Annotated in this window: 12 protein-coding genes and 1 pseudogene; 11 read left to right on the top strand and 2 right to left on the bottom strand. The window is 61.5% G+C overall.

Features of this window, described 5'->3' with window-relative positions:
- Positions 1–633 (bottom strand): annotated as a pseudogene (locus P0D89_RS35020) (IS6 family transposase); the annotation flags it as partial.
- A 103-nt stretch (positions 634–736) separates the two neighbouring features.
- A complete protein-coding gene (locus P0D89_RS35015) occupies positions 737–1477 on the bottom strand; it encodes a response regulator (RefSeq protein WP_408364588.1) in 741 nt (246 codons plus the stop codon).
- Positions 1478–1673: 196 nt separating this feature from the next.
- Between P0D89_RS35015 and P0D89_RS35010 the strand changes: the two genes are divergently transcribed.
- The 11 genes from P0D89_RS35010 (at position 1674) to P0D89_RS34960 (ending at position 16860) form a co-directional block, all read left to right on the top strand.
- On the top strand, positions 1674–2066 hold the full coding sequence (locus tag P0D89_RS35010; RefSeq protein ID WP_408364582.1) for a response regulator: 393 nt from the start codon (positions 1674–1676) through the stop codon (positions 2064–2066).
- A 513-nt stretch (positions 2067–2579) separates the two neighbouring features.
- Positions 2580–8114: an AAA family ATPase gene (locus tag P0D89_RS35005; RefSeq protein WP_408377861.1), complete on the top strand. Its 5535-nt coding sequence runs from the start codon at positions 2580–2582 to the stop codon at positions 8112–8114.
- Between the two features lie 160 nt (positions 8115–8274).
- Positions 8275–8478 (top strand): hypothetical protein, encoded by a 204-nt coding sequence (locus tag P0D89_RS35000; protein ID WP_408364576.1) that lies wholly within the window; start codon positions 8275–8277, stop codon positions 8476–8478.
- 388 nt (positions 8479–8866) lie between these two features.
- Entirely contained in the window at positions 8867–9082 is a 216-nt protein-coding gene (locus P0D89_RS34995; RefSeq protein ID WP_408364574.1) for a hypothetical protein, read from the top strand.
- A gap of 530 nt (positions 9083–9612) precedes the next feature.
- Complete coding sequence (locus P0D89_RS34990) at positions 9613–9801, top strand: hypothetical protein (protein ID WP_408364572.1); 189 nt, start codon at positions 9613–9615, stop codon at positions 9799–9801.
- A 20-nt stretch (positions 9802–9821) separates the two neighbouring features.
- The gene (gene poxB / locus P0D89_RS34985; protein ID WP_408364570.1) at positions 9822–11558 is read left to right on the top strand and encodes a ubiquinone-dependent pyruvate dehydrogenase; all 1737 of its coding nucleotides are present in this window, start codon (positions 9822–9824) and stop codon (positions 11556–11558) included.
- Positions 11559–11567: 9 nt separating this feature from the next.
- Entirely contained in the window at positions 11568–12959 is a 1392-nt protein-coding gene (locus P0D89_RS34980) for a cytochrome ubiquinol oxidase subunit I (RefSeq protein WP_408364568.1), read from the top strand.
- Positions 12960–12969: 10 nt separating this feature from the next.
- Positions 12970–13962 carry a cytochrome d ubiquinol oxidase subunit II gene (gene cydB, locus P0D89_RS34975; protein WP_408364566.1) on the top strand — a complete coding sequence of 331 codons (993 nt, stop codon included), beginning with the start codon at positions 12970–12972 and terminating at the stop codon, positions 13960–13962.
- A 185-nt stretch (positions 13963–14147) separates the two neighbouring features.
- Positions 14148–14891 (top strand): (Fe-S)-binding protein, encoded by a 744-nt coding sequence (locus tag P0D89_RS34970; protein ID WP_408364564.1) that lies wholly within the window; start codon positions 14148–14150, stop codon positions 14889–14891.
- The gene (locus tag P0D89_RS34965; protein ID WP_408364562.1) at positions 14888–16264 is read left to right on the top strand and encodes a lactate utilization protein B; all 1377 of its coding nucleotides are present in this window, start codon (positions 14888–14890) and stop codon (positions 16262–16264) included. The genes P0D89_RS34970 and P0D89_RS34965 overlap by 4 nt, the downstream gene beginning before the upstream one ends.
- Entirely contained in the window at positions 16261–16860 is a 600-nt protein-coding gene (locus P0D89_RS34960) for a LutC/YkgG family protein (protein WP_408364560.1), read from the top strand. Before P0D89_RS34965 ends, P0D89_RS34960 begins: the two co-directional genes overlap by 4 nt.
- Positions 16861–16929: the final 69 nt, after the last annotated feature.

The raw sequence follows: 16929 nt of genomic DNA, 5'->3' as shown, positions 1-16929 counted from the left end.
TCGGCCCGAAGCTGGACAGGAACGACTGAGTCCGTTTGGGCTCACGGAAACCGCGCACGCCCCGAAGGAAGTCCCCATGGGGGATGCGCCGCTCACGTTCACTCGTAGGTTGTTGGCTATTTTCGACCCGATTGTTCACGCGGGCTGCCGCCTTGACGAACATATGTTTGACGTTCGCCAGTTCGGGATGTCGGCCTTGGCTGCCGGGTAGCTGCGAAGCTGATTGGTGACAATCTTGCGCGGCACCGGGCATGAACGAAGCACGCGCCTGAAGAACCGTTCAGCAGCCGCCTTGTCCCGCCGTTTCTGCACCAGGATGTCGAGTTCGGCGACATGCTCATTCACCGCACGCCATAGCGGGTAGGACTCACCACGCAACGATACGAACACTTCATCAAGATGCCAGGTGGTGCCCGGCCTCCGGCGAGCCGCCTTGACACGACGTGCGAAGCCTGCGCCAAACTTCCCGCACCACCGGCGGACTGTCTCGTAGCTCACGACCACTCCACGTTCAAACAGCAGCTCTTCGATGTCGCGCAGACTCAACTGAAACCGAAAGTACCAGCGAACCCCGCAACTGATGACGACTGCCGGAAAGCGATGACCGTGATAAAGCGATTTCGTCTTTTTCATCACGATATGTTACGCGACCAGCTCAACAACGTGACAACGCCGCCACTTGGGAGTCAACGAGGAGAGTCAAGGAACTCAGCGGGACGGCGCTTAGGGACGCTCGTCAGTAAATTATTTCAACCGGTACGCTAAACACGTACCCCGCGTTGCGTTCAGTACAGATGTACCGCGGTTTCGTCGGATCGGTCTCGAGCTTTCGCCGCAGCCGCAGGATCTGCATGTTGACCGATCGGTTGTAAACGTCGTCGCTGTGCAGGCGAGACATGTCGAGAAGCTGGTCGCGCGAAAGAATGTGATTAGGCGCCCCAAGTAACACAACAAGGAGGCTGAACTCGACGTTGCTGAGCTGCACGGTCTGGCCATCCCGGTTCCTCAGGCGCCGGGTGTTGAGGTTCAGTTCCCAACCGTCGAAACGGTAGGCACGAATGCCCTCCGGCCTGCCTTGTTGTATCTCGGGCCGGCGGCGGCGCAGCACGGCACGGATCCGTGCGAGCAGCTCACGCGGGCTGAACGGCTTGGTCAGATAGTCGTCGGCACCCAATTCCAGCCCCATCACCCGGTCGGCTTCTTCGCAGCGACCGGTGAGCATGATGATCGGGATCGCCGATTCGTCGCGCAGCCGGCGCGCGAGCGCCATCCCGTCTTCGGTTACCAGCTTGAGGTCCAGCACGACGAGATCGATCACTTCGTGAGCGAGCGCCGCCTGCATTGCGCCCCCGTCGGCGACGGCCGTGACGCGGAATTCGTACTGGCCGAGATAATCGGTAATCGCCTGGCGGATTATGGGATCATCGTCGACGGCAAGGATATGCGCCGACGCAGTCTGTGGCGCGTGCGCTTGCATTTTCACGACCGCTCGAGTGCTCATCATGGGCACAAGTCTAACCAGGTTGGCCCGTGCCGGTCACAGGTGTGACTTCTTTGACCAGCCCCTCATAAAATACCCGCAGTCAGCGCCTGATGAGTGGAGGCGTTGACGGATCGTATGAACTGTACGGTCCGGGCCCCGCAGCGCCACAAAGCCGGTGTCGACCAACAAAATGAACACTATCACAACCGCGGAGATCCTCATCATTGAAGACGACGCGATCATGCGCGAAGCCCTGGCGGATTGGCTGGGGGCAGCGGGTTACCGCGTGCGCAAGGCTGCGGACGGGCTTGCTGGACTCGCAGCGGTGAAACTCGCGGCACCCGCGCTGGTGGTTACTGACATCTATATGCCCGGAACGAGTGGCGCCGTGGTCATAGCCGAACTGAAGCAAGGGTATCCCAAGATTCCCGTCATCGCGATATCGGGCCTTTTTAACTCCGGACACGGGATGGACGCGGATACCGCAATTGCCCTTGGTGCGGCACGGGCCCTGGCGAAGCCGTTCAAGCGCGGCGATCTGCTTCGCGCGGTGGCCGACCTGATCGGATCGCCCACCCCATAGCGTGCGGAACCGCCTGTCAACAGCAATTCCGTTCGCTGCCAGAAGGCGTTTCACGGTGGGTCGCGCGGACGCTTGCGAGGGTCACCGAAGGTGCAGCCAAAATAGGATGGCTGGAGAGTAAACTGTGCTTCAGCATGAAGGCGCCGCGCGAGTCGCTGTGTCTTCGTGTGGAGCGGCTGGCGCGTATCCGGCAAGGTCCGTAGCGTGACCCGCAGTGCAGAGTACCGGCAATGACTGGATTCGAGACCTCGAAGTTCTCGCAGCCGCGCAATACGTCGTCGGCGTCAACGATCTACCATTGCCGAACTTCGCCCGCGCACGGCTCTGGCTTGACCTCGCGACAATGGGCTTTGTCCATTTAACCCTCATTGCACCGCCGTCCATGACGGGCAGTCTCATTGGATCGGCTGTCCTGTCCATCGTTGCCGTCGCCTGCCCGAACTATATCCGTATGAGAAGTGCACGCATGTTCCGTATGAGAAGTGCACGCGTGTGCGGTGCCGAGAGGCCCTGATGATTGAGCTTTCGGGCTATGAGTTCTTACCGCTACGGGAGGGGGACTTCACCCTCTGCCGGGGCTCTGGCAGTGGCCTGGCGCCGGTCCTGCTCGTCACCGCGATAGATGCCTCGCTCGCGTGCATCAAGCGGCTCGAACACGAATATTCTCTCAAAGCCGAACTTGATGCTGCCTGGGCTGCTCGGCCAGTCGCACTGTCCCGCTACAACGACCGCTTGACGTTGGTGCTCGAGGACCCTGGCGGTGAACCCCTCGATCGACTGCTCGGCGGACCGTTGGACATGACGGAATTTCTGCGCATCGCGCTCGCGCTCGCGGGCGCGCTTCGTCAGGTACATGAAAGAGGACTCATTCATAAGGACATCAAGCCGGGAAATATCCTGGCGGACAGGGCAAGCGGCGGCGTCTGGCTCACCGGCTTCGGCATTGCTTCCCGCCTGCCACGCGAGCGTCAGAACCCGGAGCCGCCCGAGTTGATCGCCGGAACGCTGGCCTACATGGCGCCGGAACAGACCGGACGGATGAACCGCTCAATCGACTCCCGAAGCGATCTGTACGCTCTCGGCGTTACCTTCTACGAGATGCTGACGGGGATGCTGCCCTTTACCGCCGCCGATCCGATGGGGTGGGTCCATTGCCACATCGCCCGGCAGCCGACACCGCCTGGCGAGCGCGCCACGGTTCCCGGGCCGCTATCGGCGATTGTGATGAAGTTGCTGGCGAAAACCGCCGAGGACCGGTACCAGACGGCCGCGGGCGTCGAAGCCGATCTCCATCGGTGCCTGGCGGAATGGGCATCGCATGGCTGCATCGACCCGTTCGAGGTGGGCGCGCACGATGAATCGGACCGGCTCATGATCCCGGAGCGGCTGTACGGGCGGCAACGCGAGATCGACACCCTTCTCGCGGCCTTCGATCGAGTCGTGGGCCACGGGACGCCGGAGCTCGTGCTCGTGTCCGGCTACTCCGGGATCGGCAAGTCCTCCGTAGTGAACGAGCTGCACAAGGTGCTCGTGCCCCCGCGTGGGCTCTTCGCATCCGGCAAATTCGACCAGTACCAGCGCGACACCCCGTATACCACCCTGGCTCAGGCTTTCCAGAGCCTCCTGCGCCCGCTTCTGGGTCAGAGCGAGGAGCAGTTGGCCCGGTGGCGCGAGGCCCTGGGCGACGCACTGGGCCCGAACGGTCAGCTCATCGTGAACCTCGTTCCTCAGCTGGAGTTTGTGATCGGAACGCAGCCGAGCGTCCCGGAACTGCCTCCACAGGAGGCGAAGAATCGCTTCCAGACGGCTTTCCGGCGCTTCCTCGGCGTCTTCGCCAGCAAGGAGCACCCGCTCGCGCTGTTTCTCGACGACTTGCAGTGGCTTGACACGGCGACGCTCGACCTGATCGAGCACCTGGTGACGCACCCGGAGGTGCGGCATCTGCTGGTGGTCGGGGCCTACCGGGACAACGAGGTTGGTCCCGTGCACCCGCTGATGCACACGCTCGAGGCGATCCGCACTGCCGGCGCGCGGGTCCAGGAAATCGTGCTGGCGCCTCTCGGACTCGACGATGTAGGCCGGCTCGTTGCCGACGCCCTGCATTGCGAGTTGGAGCGCGGGAGGCCCCTGGCGCAACTGCTGCAGAAGAAGACGGGGGGCAATCCGTTCTTCGCGATCCAGTTCCTCACGACGTTGGCAGAAGAGAACCTGCTCACCTACGACCCAGTCGCCTCAGCCTGGGTATGGAAAATCGATCGCATTCGCACCAGGAACTATACCGACAACGTGGTGGATCTCATGGCCGTGAAGCTGAAGCGGCTCTCTGCCACCACGCAGGAAGCCCTGAAACAGCTGGCCTGCCTGGGCAACGTCGCCGGGATCGCCACTCTGACGTTGGTTCACGGAGACACAGAGGAGGCGATGCACGCGGCACTCTGGGAAGTCGTCCTCGCTGGTCTCGTCATTCGTGAGAATGACGCCTACAAATTTCTGCACGACCGGATCCAGCAGGCGGCCTATTCGCTGATTCCTGAAGTGGAGCGGGCCGAAGTCCACCTGCGCATCGGCCGGGCGCTGCTGGCGAGCATGACGGCGGACCAGCTCGCCGGGCATCTGTTCGATGTCGCAAACCAGTTCAATCGGGGCGCCACCTTGCTCATCGAGCGCGACGAGAAGGCGCGGGTGGCCACGATCAATCTGCGTGCAGGGCGAAAGGCCAAGGCGTCCGCGGCCTACGCGTCGGCGTGCGTGTATCTTGCGGCGGGCATGGCCCTGCTCGACGACAGTGACTGGGGCAGCCAGTACGACGTCATGTTCAGCCTGTGGCTCGAACGCGCGGCGTGCGCGTTTCTGACTGGCCAATTGGACCAGGCCGAGCAACTGATCGAGGTGCTATTGCAGCGCGCGGCGTCAAAAATCGACCAGGCGGCCGCCTGCCATCTGAAGCTCCATTTTCACGTCGTGAGATCCGAGAACTCACAGGCCGTCAACAGCACCCTCGAGTGTTTGCGCCTGTTCGGCATCGACCTCCCGGCACACCCGACCCAGGACCAGGTGCGGGCCGAATTCGAAACGGTCTGGCTCAACCTGGCGGGGCGCCCGTTCGAGAGCCTGATCGACTTGCCGCTGATGACCGATCCGGGACTGCAGGCCGCCATGCGTCTTCTCTCGGCGCTGTTCCAACCCGCTTATTTTATCGACTCCCATTTGGTATGTTTGCTCTTGTGCCGCATGGTGAACATCGGCCTGCAACACGGCGCGAGCGGCGCGTTCGCCCACGCTTGTGGCTCTCTCGGGGTACTCCTCGGCCCAGCGTTTAACCGTTACCACGACGGTTACCGTTTCGCGAGGCTCGCATGCGATCTGGTCGACAAGCATGGCTTCCTCGCCGACCGGGCAAAGGTCCACGCTGCGATGGGACGAACTGCCGTCTGGACGCAGCCGATCGAGACCGCGATCGATTTCCATCGGGCGGCCTCTCGCACGGCGCTCGAAACAGGAGATCTAACCTGTGCCTGCTACAGCATGGGCCATGTCGTCGCCGACCTTCTGTTGCGCAACGACCCGCTCGACGCGGTGTGGCGCGAGTCGGAGCGGACGCTCGATTATGTGCGCAAAGCCCGCTTCCGAGACCTTGTGGACATCGTCGTGAGTCTGCAACGACTGATCGCGAGCCTCCAGGGCCGGACCGCGAGCTTGTCCACCTTCAGCGATGCCCAGTTTGACGAGGCGGCCTTCGAGGCGCAACTGACCGACGAACGGATGAGCGCGCTGATCTGTGGGTACTGGATTCTCAAACTGCAGGCACAGTTTCTGGCGGGCGACTACGTGGCCGCCCTCGCCGCCGCCCAGCGGGCGCAACCGCTGATGTGGGCCTTGGTCGGCCAGATTATGTGGTTCGACTATACCTACTTCACCGCGCTAACGGTGGCCGCGCTCTTCGAGAACGGTTCCGCCGACGAACAGCAAACGTGGCGTGACCTCCTGAAAAAGCACCGCGAACTGCTCAGTGAATGGGCCGACAACTATCCACCGACTTTCGGCGACAAGTACGCCCTGGTGTCAGCCGAGATCGCCCGCCTCGAAGGACGCGACCTCGACGCTATGCGCCTGTGCGAGCAGGCCATTCGATCGGCTCGCAAGCACGGCTTCGTCGGGCATGAAGGCATCGCGCACGAAGTGGCCGCGCAATTCTATGCAGCGCGCGGCTTCGAGACCATCGCCCACGCCTATCTGCGCAACGCGCGGTACTGCTATCTCCGCTGGGGCGCGCTCGGCAAGGTGCGGCAACTCGATCATCGTTACCCACGGCTGCGCTTGGAATCGACTGCACTTGCGCCGACTGCGACCATCGGCGCGCCCTTCGAGCAGCTGGATGTCGGGACGGTGCTCAAGGCCTCGCAGGCCGTGTCGGGCGAGATCGAGCTTGGCAAGCTGATCGAGACGCTCCTCAGGATCGCGGTCGAGCACGCGGGTGCCGAGCGGGGTCTGCTCATCCTTTGCCAGGGCGACGCGCCGCGGATCGAAGCGGAGGCGACCACCAGCCGGGGTAGCGTTGAGGTCACGCTGCGACAGGCGGCCGTGACGGTCTCCGAGCTTCCCGAGTCTGTGCTGAACTACCTCATCCACACGCGCGAGAGCGTGCTCCTGGACGACGCTGCGACGCCAACTCTGTTCTCAGCGGATCCATACGTGCAGCAGCGGCGCCCCCGGTCCGTGCTCTGTCTGCCGCTGGTCAAGCAAGCCAAACTCGTTGGCGCACTCTATCTCGAGAACAATCTGACTCCGTGTGCCTTTACCTCGGACCGCATCGCGGTGTTGGAAGTGCTGGCCTCGCAGGCCGCTATCTCGCTGGAAAATGCCCGCCTCTATTCCGATCTGCAACACAGCGAAGCATTCCTGGCTGAAGGGCAAAGCATCAGTTCGACCGGAAGCTTTGGCTGGAACCTTGCAAGCGGAGAACTCGATTGGTCAGATGAAACATACAAGATCTTTCAATACGATCGAGCGGTAACGCCTACGGTGGCGCTGGGCTTGCAACGCGTTCATCCCGACGACCGGGCGTTCGTGCAGGAAACTATCGCTCGTGCGTCCCGCGAAATGACAAACTTTGACGTTGAGAATCGTTTGCTGATGGACGACGGTACGGTCAAGCACGTCCACGTCATAGGGCACGCCGTGCAGAATTCATCAGGGTGCTTCGACTTTGTCGGTGCCGTGATGGACGTCACCGAACAGAAGTTGGCTCAGGCGGAGCGCGAGCGCCTGGAGCAGCGGCTTCGCCAGGCCGAAAAGATGGAAGCAGTCGGCCGGCTCGCCGGCGGCATCGCGCACGATTTCAACAATGTTCTGGCGGGTGTGTTCGCCTACGGTGAAATGGTCCTTGACGAAGCGCCCGAGGGGTCACCGCTCAGGCGCTATGCGCAGAACGTGCTCACCGCCGCGTCCCGTGGCCGTGAGCTGGTCGAGCAGATCCTCGCTTACAGCCGCAGTCAGCGTGGCAAGCGCGCACCCATCGACGTCGCTTATGTCGTGGCGGAGACGCTCGAACTGATACGAGGATCCCTGCCCGCCAACATTCACCTCGAATCGGACGCTCCCGATTTACCGCTCGTTGTATTCGGCGACGCCACCCAACTGCACCAGATCGTGATGAACCTGTGCAGTAATGCGATTCAAGCCATGCGCATAGGGGGCATCTTGCGCGTGGCACTGGAGCCTGCGGGGTTTTCCGGCGAGCAAACGCTCTCGCACGGAACGCTCGAATCGGGCCGATACGTGCGCCTTGTCGTCGAGGACAACGGATCTGGCATGGACGAGGCAACCGTGGCGCGCATTTTTGAACCCTTCTTCACCACCAAGGAGATCGGCACGGGCACTGGTCTGGGCCTGTCGCTCGTTTACGCAATCGTGACTGACTTTGGTGGCGCAATCGACGTGCGGAGCGCGCCGGGGCAGGGGAGCACCTTCATGATCTACCTGAGGCGCTCGGACGTCATGCTGGCCGCAGCAGAGGCGGCGGCCGCGCCGGCTCGAGGTCATGGCTAGCATGTACTGCTTGCCGACGCCGTGGCACCGGTGCTCGCAGTGACCGCCGAGGTCCTATCGCGGCCCGGTTCGACCCGGTCTCATTCCACGATAGCCGCACCGCGCTCTCCGCCTTCGAGGCCGCTCCGAGCGGTTCGACGTCGTCATCGCCGCAGAGGTCATGTCCGGGGTCACCGGAACGGCACTCGCACTTGTGGAGCGCTGTCATTGGTGCGATGTGACGATTGTACTGTTGAGCGGCTATAGCGGCGCAATCCTGACACAGGACGCGCCCGACGCCGGTGTCGGTGATCTGCTTACCAAACTGCTTCAGTCGCATGAGATCGCGACTGCGCTCGCACGCGTTCTGCGTCGTGCGGCGTAACGCCGTCCGTCTCAGCGAACACTTCAGGGTAGGCGATCGGGCGAGCCGTCGAGATGACATCTGCGGCCCGACAATTCCACGCGCGATTACATCAGCATGTTGAATAAATTGGCCTCCTCTGCTCACGTCTTCACGCTTGCACAAAGCCGAAAACCGCCATGGCGGACCAACACGGCGCTTGCCCTGCGCCGCGCGCCACGAATGTGACGCAATCCAACTGGGTTGCGACCGGTCCGTGACCGCGGACCACGACACTTTATCCAAGGCCAACTCGACAAGGAAGCCGCGCACGCGAGCGCTCGCCCGTATTCCTGCCGCGCATGTGTTTTATAGCGCCGATGTCCTTTCGTCATCAGTTCTTTGCGGCATCAGTCCGAAGGAGCCGACCGTGTACACGTTCAACAAGTCGTCTGAACTCACGCTGCATGTCTTCTTACAGGATGGACTTTGGCAATGGGGCATCACCTGTGTCAGACCTGGCGGAGTTGGCGCGAAAGTCATCGCTTACAGCGATCCGGGGTTTTGTTCAGAGCAACAGGCTCGTGCCGACGGCGAACGGGCACGCTTGCAGCGCGGTGATCGCCCCAGGGGCGAATGTGGTTGAAGGAGAAGGACATGTATGCCGGCGAGAAGTCTCTGCGCGAATTGGTCGACAAGTGGGTTGGGCCCGCTGAGCCTATGACAGCGCGTGTGATGGAATTCAGTCGAACGCGTTCGGATCGAAGGCGCTTCGTGCGTGTTGGTACGTTTCGGCGGGAAGAATGTTTTGCGATCGTATTCTTCCGGCATGACGATGGATCGTGGAACGTCTTTCCACCAGGGACGGACATGCCGGCGATGCATGCCTGCCGGCTTGCGACATAAGTGACAGGATCGGTGAGAAATCTCCGGGACCTGACTCTATCGGATAAAGAGATGAAAATCTGGTCCGTCGTGGCCTCTCTGTTTCATTTGCAACGAACATCTCCCCCTTCGAAACTTCGCAGCAGCCAATTCTTGATCGAATGCGCCACAAGGTCGTATGTGGGACGGCTCCAAGGGGCGAAGTCGACAACGCGCTTGATGCGAACTGGCTCTTGGCTGGCAGATTCGAGCGCGCCGTCGCGTAAGCGAGATTTTCGGGACGTCGCACGCATGGATCAGCGTAACGGGCCGACCGGCTCCCATCCACGCATGCTCGACCGCACGTTCACCGTGCGCTATACGCCAGTGGACCTTGAGCCCGGCACTATCGGTGGCCACATCGAGCGCACCGGTTGCGCCGCTCGACCGCCCGGCGGGCGAGCGAGGTTCCACAAGGCGGGCGCATGGGGCAGTCAGTAGCTCTTTACAGGAGAATTGCAATGTCAAGGACCGTGGCGGAACAGTTCGTCGAAGTACTGGTGGCAGCAGGTGTGAAGCGGGTGTATGGCATCGTTGGCGATAGCCTCAACGGCTTGACCGACGCGATCCGCCGTCATGGCGGGATCGAGTGGATTCATGTGCGGCACGAAGAAGTTGCTGCGTTCGCCGCGGGTGCCGAAGCACATCTGACGGGCTCGCTCACTGTCTGTGCCGGCAGCTGCGGGCCGGGCAATCTTCACCTGATCAATGGCCTGTTCGACTGTCATCGTTCTGGCGTGCCGGTGCTGGCGATCGCTGCGCATATTCCATCGCGGGAAATCGGCAGCGGCTACTTTCAGGAAACCCATCCGGAGTCGTTGTTCAAAGAGTGCAGCCACTACTGCGAACTGATCTCGAGCGCCAACCAGATGCCGCGCACGCTGGAAATTGCCATCCGCGAGGCGACCGGCAAGCGTGGCGTGTCAGTAGTCGTGATCCCTGGCGACGTGGCGTTGCAGCAGGCCGTCGATGCGCCGTCGCCGTCGGCTGCGGGCCTGCTGCCACCGAAGGCGGTTGTCATGCCGGCTGAAGCCGATCTCGACCGTCTGGCCGCGATCATCAACGGGCAGGGCCGAGTGACGATGCTGTGCGGTTCGGGTTGCGCCGACGCGCATGACGAAGTAGTGGCGCTGGCCGGGCAGCTCAAGGCGCCCATCGTCCATGCATTGCGCGGCAAAGAGCACGTCGAATGGGACAACCCGTACGACGTGGGCATGACCGGCCTGATCGGATTCTCGTCGGGTTACTACGCGATGCTCGATTGCGATCTGCTGCTGATGCTGGGAACGGACTTTCCGTATAGCCAGTTCTATCCCCGCAAAACAGGCACGCGTATTGTCCAGGTCGACATTCGCCCCGGTCATCTCGGGCGCCGCGCTCCGCTCGATCTGGGCATCGTTGGCGACGTAAAGGCGACGCTCACGGCACTGATGCCGAAATTGCAGGGGAAAACGGACTCGGCGCATCTCACCCAGGCACAGCAGCACTATCACAAGGCGCGCAAGGATCTCGACGCGCTGGCGCAGGCCGGTGCCAGGAAATCGCTGATCCATCCACAGCAGGTTGCCAAGGCGATCAGCGAACACGCGGCGGACGACGCCGTGTTTACCTGCGACGTTGGCCTGCCGACCGTTTGGGGCGCCCGCTACCTCGCGATGAACGGCAAGCGCCGGCTGATGGGATCGTTCTGGCACGGCTCGATGGCGAACGCGATGGCGCAGGCAATAGGCGCCCAGGCGGCGTTTCCGGACCGCCAGGTAATCTCCATGTCGGGCGACGGCGGCTTCGCGATGCTGATGGGCGATTTCCTGAGCCTGGCCCAACTGGGTCTGCCGGTGAAGGTGGTGGTCTTCAATAACGGTGCGTTGGGCTTCATCGAACTCGAACAGAAGTCCACGTCGTTCGTGCCGATCGGCACCGAGCTGAACAATCCGAACTTCGCGGCCATGGCCGAAGCCGTCGGAATCCGCGGTATCCGCCTTGAGAAGCCAGACGATGTTGAACCCGGCATTGCCGCGGCGTTCGACCACAACGGTCCGGTGCTGATCGACGCGGTCGTCAACCGGATGGAGCTGGCGATGCCGCCCGCGGTCAACGTCGAAATGGCAAAGGGCTTCTCGCTTTATATGGTCAAGGCGATCCTGAACGGCCAGGCGGACCAGGTGATCGATCTCGCTCAAACCAACCTGTGGCGCTAGGGAGGAGAGATGGACACCACCGCACTCATGCTCTCGCGACTGCAGTTCGCCTTCACCGTATCGTTCCACATCATCTTCCCTTCGTTCACGATCGGACTGGCGGCGTGGCTGACGGTGCTCGAAGCGCTGCACCTGATCACGGGGCGGCCCGCGTACCGTCGGGTATTCGACTTCTGGCTGAAGATCTTCGGGATCGCATTCGGCATGGGCGTGGTCTCCGGGATCGTGCTGGCTTTCGAGTTCGGCACGAACTGGAGCGAACTCTCGCGGCTTTCGGGGCCGATCCAGGGGCCGCTGTTGTCCTATGAGACTTTTACGGCCTTCATGCTGGAAGCGTCGTTCTTTGGCGTGCTGCTGTTCGGCAAAAATAAGGTGAGGCCGGGCTTCTATCTTTTTTCCACCGCGATGGTGGCGCTCGGCACGACGCTCTCGGCGTTCTGGATCATGGTGAACAACAGCTGGATGCAATACCCCGTGGGCTACACGATCCAGAACGGCGTCTACGTGCCGGACGACTGGCTGAAGATCATCTTCAGTCCGGTCGTCTGGGTGCGGTTTCCCCATATGTTGCTGGCGGCTTACGTCACTGGAGCATTTTGTGTGGCGGCGACCGGTGCGTGGTACACGCTGCGCAGGATGTGTCCCGCCGAAGCACGCATCATGTTGCGTATGGGCCTGTTTCTCGCGGCGATCCTTGTGCCGGTTCAACTGCTGTTCGGACATCTGGTCGGCGATTATGTGCACCGCTACCAGCCCATCAAGTTTGCAGCGATCGAGGCGCGCTGGCACGACGAACAACCTGCATCCGAAGTCCTGCTTGCGTGGCCTGATGCAGCGCACGAAAAGAACGATTACGCGATCTCAGTGCCTGTGCTCGGCAGCCTGATTGCATCGATGACGTTCGATTCGAAAGAGCTCGGTCTCACTGATTTTCCGCGCAGCGAGCGTCCGCCGATTGCCATTCCATTCTTTGCATTCCGGGTCATGGTCGGGTGCGGTCTCCTCATGATGCTGGTCGCCTGGGGCGGGACCTTGCTGTCGCTCAAGGAGCGTTTGCTACAGCGGCGCGCGTTGCTATGGACGGTATTCCTGTGCTTTCCGCTGCCGTTCATCGCGACGCTCACGGGCTGGTTCACCGCCGAGGTGGGGCGGCAGCCTTGGACCGTCTACGGGTTGCTGCGCACTGCGGACGCCCTCACGCCGTTCCTGACGCCACGTGCGGCGGCGGGTTCGCTACTCGTCTTTTGTGCGACTTACGTCTTCATCTTCGCCTTCGGCACCTACTACATCTATAAGTTGCTCAAAGGGGGACCTGCCGAGGATCTACTACATACGCTGCCTGTCGCCTTGCCGAACCGTCCGCTTTCAGCGGCGGCGCAACTGCCGTCGACGGTCAAATGATCCGGGGGAAATGGAAATGATCCTCTACTGGTCGCTGATACTCGCCCTCAGCATGTTGCTGTACGTGTTGCTCGACGGTTTCGACCTCGGCGTCGGCATGCTGTTCGGCCTGACCCGGGACGAAACGCGCCGGCGTCATATGCTGGCCGCTGTGGCGCCACTGTGGGATGGCAACGAGACCTGGCTGATCGTGGCCGGCGTGGTGTTGTGGGGCGCATTTTCGCAGGCTTACTCGCTGCTGGTCTCCGCGTTCTATGTGCCCGTGATCCTGATGCTCGCCGGCCTGATCTTTCGCGGCGTCGCCTTCGAGTTCCGGGGGAGGGCCCGCCGTACGCGGGCGATCTGGAATGTCGGCTTCGTGGTGGGTTCGGTCGTGGCCGCCTTCATGCAGGGCGCAATGGTCGGCGCGCTGGCCAAGGGCTTGCCGGTCGTCAACGGCCGCTTCACCGGCGACGTCATGACGTGGTGGAGCAGTTTCTCGGCACTGTGCGGTGTGGCGTTATGCGCCGGCTACGCGCTGCTCGGCGCGAGCTGGGTCGTCAAGAAATGTGAGGCAGATGCGCGCGACGCTGCGTATCGCGCGATTGCTCCGTTGCTTCTGGTGGTGCTCGTTCTGCTGATCGTGCTGTTCTTTCATGCACTTCATGAAAACCTCGCGATCATGCACCGCTGGCTCGACCGTCCCTATCTATTTATCGTGCCGCTTGTCGCGCTTGCCTCCATCGCCGGAACCCTGACCGGCGTCAGACGGCGCCGCGACAACCAGCCGTTTCTGATGATCGTGCTGCTCTTCATCTGCGCGTACGCGATGCTGGCCATCTCGTTCTGGCCGTACATGATCCCGTTCTCGCTAACGGTTGCTCAGGCTGCAGGTCCGCATGCAAGCCTCGCCTTCATGTTCTGGGGCGCGGGCTTGTTCGTCTACCCGTTGATGTTGATCTACACGATCTACAGCTACAACGTGTTCAAGGGCAAGGTCGACCTGAGTTCGGGTCACTACTGATGAACGCTATCGCCATCCACCATATGTGCCAATCACCTTGATTCCGCGTGTAACGCAATGCACGCGCTCCGCAATCCGCCGGCAAGCGAGGATCGGGAATTTCCATTGCATGACGAGCTTGCCATGAGGTATCGGGATTCGACAGGTTTGTTCAATTGGAGTCGTTCGTAGTCACCGGAGACATCATGAAAGTTGCCTTGTTTGTTCCATGTTTCATCGACGCCTTTTTTCCGGACGTCGGCATCGCAACGCTGGAGCTTCTCGAGCGTTTGGGTTGTGATGTCGACTTTCCGCTCGAACAGACCTGCTGCGGACAGCCGATGGGCAATAGCGGTTGCGAGAAGGATGCCGCAGCCACTGAAGCGCTGTTCGTCAAGAACTTCTCCGGCTACGACTACATCGTTGCGCCGAGCGGCAGCTGCGTGCACCACGTGCGTGACCATATGACGGCAGTCGAAGCGACCGCGGAAAGCAGGGCAGTGCGCGCCAATACCTATGAGCTGGTCGAGTTCCTGCACGACGTGTTGAAGGTCGACGCGCTTCCGTGGGCCGAGTTTCCGCATAAGGTCGGGTTGCACAACAGTTGCGGAACGCTACGATCGCTGCGCACCGCGAAGATGTCGGAGATTGAGGAGCCGTTCTTCTCGAAACCGCTATCGCTGCTGAACAAGGTCAAGGGTATTGAGTTCATTACGCCCACCCGGCCTGACGAATGCTGCGGATTCGGCGGCACATTCTGCGTGACTGAGGAACCCGTCTCGGCGCGGATGGGCCAGGACAAGGTGCGTGATCACAAGCAGGCCGGTGCCGAATACATCGTATCTGCCGATTCGTCGTGCCTGATGCACCAGAAAGGCTGCTCGGATCGGCTCGGCCTCGGTCTCAAGTTCATTCACATCGCCCAGATTCTCAATGGAGCCCGCTCATGAAAGGTGTCGACCACGTAAAGGCGTCGCGCGAATTTATCGCCGACGAAAAGCACATCGAGTTCCACGACAAACGCCTGTGGACCCTGCGGACCTTGCGAGACGAGGCCGCGCACGGTATCGAAGAATGGGAACAATTACGCTCGCTCGCATCAGGCATCAAGGAACATGCGCTGACGCACCTCGCCGGTTACCTTGAAGAATTCGAGCGCAACGCGACGAACAACGGCGTGATCGTGCACTGGGCGAAGGATGCGGAAGAACACAATCGCATTGTGTACGATATTCTCGATAGTCACGGAGCGAAGACTCTGGTCAAAAGCAAGTCGATGCTCACCGATGAATGTGGAATGCGCGAGTACCTCGAACCGCGCGGTATCACGGTCGTCGAAACCGACCTTGGAGAACGGATCCAGCAGCTCGATCACCAGCGCCCCGCGCATATCGTCGTGCCGGCGGTTCACAAGCTCGCCTCGGACGTCTCCAGAGTGTTTGCTAAAACACTCGGAACCGACCCGGACAACGACGACGTGCATTACCTCGCCGAAGCGCAGCGCGACGCAACCCGGCCGCAGATCCTGAATGCTGAAGCCGGGATGACCGGCTGCAATTTCGCGGTCGCAGAAACCGGCGGTATCACGGTGTGTACGAACGAAGGCAATGCCGATCTCAGCGCAAACGTGCCGTCGCTGCACATCGCATCGATCGGTATCGAGAAAGTGATTCCGAAGCTCGAACATCTCGGCGTGTTCATTCGCATGTTGTCGCGCAGCGCGCTCGGCTCGCCGATCACGCAGTACACATCTCACTTCCGTGGCCCGCGCAAAGGCGGCGAAATGCACTTCGTGCTGGTCGACAACGGCCGATCGGCACGGCTCGCAATGGACGACTTCTGGTACTCGCTGAAGTGCATCCGTTGCGGCGCGTGTATGAATACGTGCCCGGTCTACCGACGCAGCAGCGGCCTGAGTTACGGCGGTGTGTATTCCGGACCGATCGGCGTGATCATCAATCCGACTTTCGATCTGAAAAAGTACAGCGCACTACCGTTTGCCTCGACGATGAACGGCAGTTGTACGAACGTCTGTCCGGTCAAGATCAACATCCACGAACAGATCTACAAGTGGCGCCAGATTGTCGCCGAGCAGCACGAGCTGCCGTTCGTGAAGACGCAGGCGATGAAGGTCGCGGGGAAAGTGCTGGCCGAGCCGGCACTGTATCGTGCGGCGATCAAGGCAGCGGACACCGCTGTCGCGAAGTTGCCGCGTGCCTTCATCTACAACCCCTTCAATGCGTGGGGCAAGCAACGGGAAGTGCCGGACGCGCCCGAGCAAACCTTCCGCGACTGGTACCTGAAAAACAGGAAAGCAAAATGAGCAGCCGAAACGCCATTCTCGCAAGTCTGCGCGCCGCGCAGCGCACGCCGGCCATGCTACCCGACGTGCCCATGTTTGATGCCGGCCTGCCGCCGGCACTGGAAAAATTCAGGGAAACGTTTGCCGATATGGGTGGCATCTGGGCGGACAGGTCTGCGGACGGTGATCTCGACGCGCAGATCCGCCGACGTTTTCCGGACGCGAAAGTGATCTGCTCGGCCGTGCCCGAAGTGGCCGGTACGCGGCGCATCGAAGAGGTCCGCGATCCGCACGAACTGAACGATGTCGATGTCGGCATCGTGCGGCCGCGATTCGCGGTCGCCGAGACCGGATCGATCTGGCTCAGCGAAGAGGAGTATCAGGTCAATGCCCTTGGCTATCTGTCACAGCATCTCGTGGCGCTGCTGGATCCGGCCGACATTGTCGGTAATCTGCACCAGGCGTATCACCGCCCCGACTTCTTCGCTGCGAAATACGCGGTGCTGATGAGCGGGCCCTCGGCGACTGCCGACATCGAGGGTGTCCTGATTCGTGGTGCACAGGGGATCCGGTCGCTCACGGTTATTCCGACCCCACGGGTTCGTGTCTCCGGCTAAGCAAAATGAACGCGACCGCGATTGCTCTGGCGCCATGCTGGAGTAGCCGCGTCCGCGCATGGTGGCGAG

Origin of the sequence: Paraburkholderia sp. RL18-085-BIA-A, from assembly GCF_046027075.1 — a bacterium.
In the GTDB taxonomy this organism is placed as follows: Bacteria; Pseudomonadota; Gammaproteobacteria; order Burkholderiales; family Burkholderiaceae; genus Paraburkholderia.
This window is presented reverse-complemented; position numbering and strand designations above follow the sequence as displayed.

What these genes read in the sequence shown, in the direction of transcription:
- P0D89_RS35015 (WP_408364588.1), bottom strand. Translation starts at nt 1,477, where the DNA reads ATGCAAGCGCACGCGCCACAGACTGCGTCGGCGCATATCCTTGCCGTC.
- P0D89_RS35010 (WP_408364582.1), top strand. Translation starts at nt 1,674, where the DNA reads ATGAACACTATCACAACCGCGGAGATCCTCATCATTGAAGACGACGCG.
- P0D89_RS35005 (WP_408377861.1), top strand. Translation starts at nt 2,580, where the DNA reads ATGATTGAGCTTTCGGGCTATGAGTTCTTACCGCTACGGGAGGGGGAC.
- P0D89_RS35000 (WP_408364576.1), top strand. Translation starts at nt 8,275, where the DNA reads ATGTCCGGGGTCACCGGAACGGCACTCGCACTTGTGGAGCGCTGTCAT.
- P0D89_RS34990 (WP_408364572.1), top strand. Translation starts at nt 9,613, where the DNA reads ATGGATCAGCGTAACGGGCCGACCGGCTCCCATCCACGCATGCTCGAC.
- poxB (WP_408364570.1), top strand. Translation starts at nt 9,822, where the DNA reads ATGTCAAGGACCGTGGCGGAACAGTTCGTCGAAGTACTGGTGGCAGCA.
- P0D89_RS34980 (WP_408364568.1), top strand. Translation starts at nt 11,568, where the DNA reads ATGGACACCACCGCACTCATGCTCTCGCGACTGCAGTTCGCCTTCACC.
- cydB (WP_408364566.1), top strand. Translation starts at nt 12,970, where the DNA reads ATGGAAATGATCCTCTACTGGTCGCTGATACTCGCCCTCAGCATGTTG.
- P0D89_RS34970 (WP_408364564.1), top strand. Translation starts at nt 14,148, where the DNA reads ATGAAAGTTGCCTTGTTTGTTCCATGTTTCATCGACGCCTTTTTTCCG.
- P0D89_RS34965 (WP_408364562.1), top strand. Translation starts at nt 14,888, where the DNA reads ATGAAAGGTGTCGACCACGTAAAGGCGTCGCGCGAATTTATCGCCGAC.
- P0D89_RS34960 (WP_408364560.1), top strand. Translation starts at nt 16,261, where the DNA reads ATGAGCAGCCGAAACGCCATTCTCGCAAGTCTGCGCGCCGCGCAGCGC.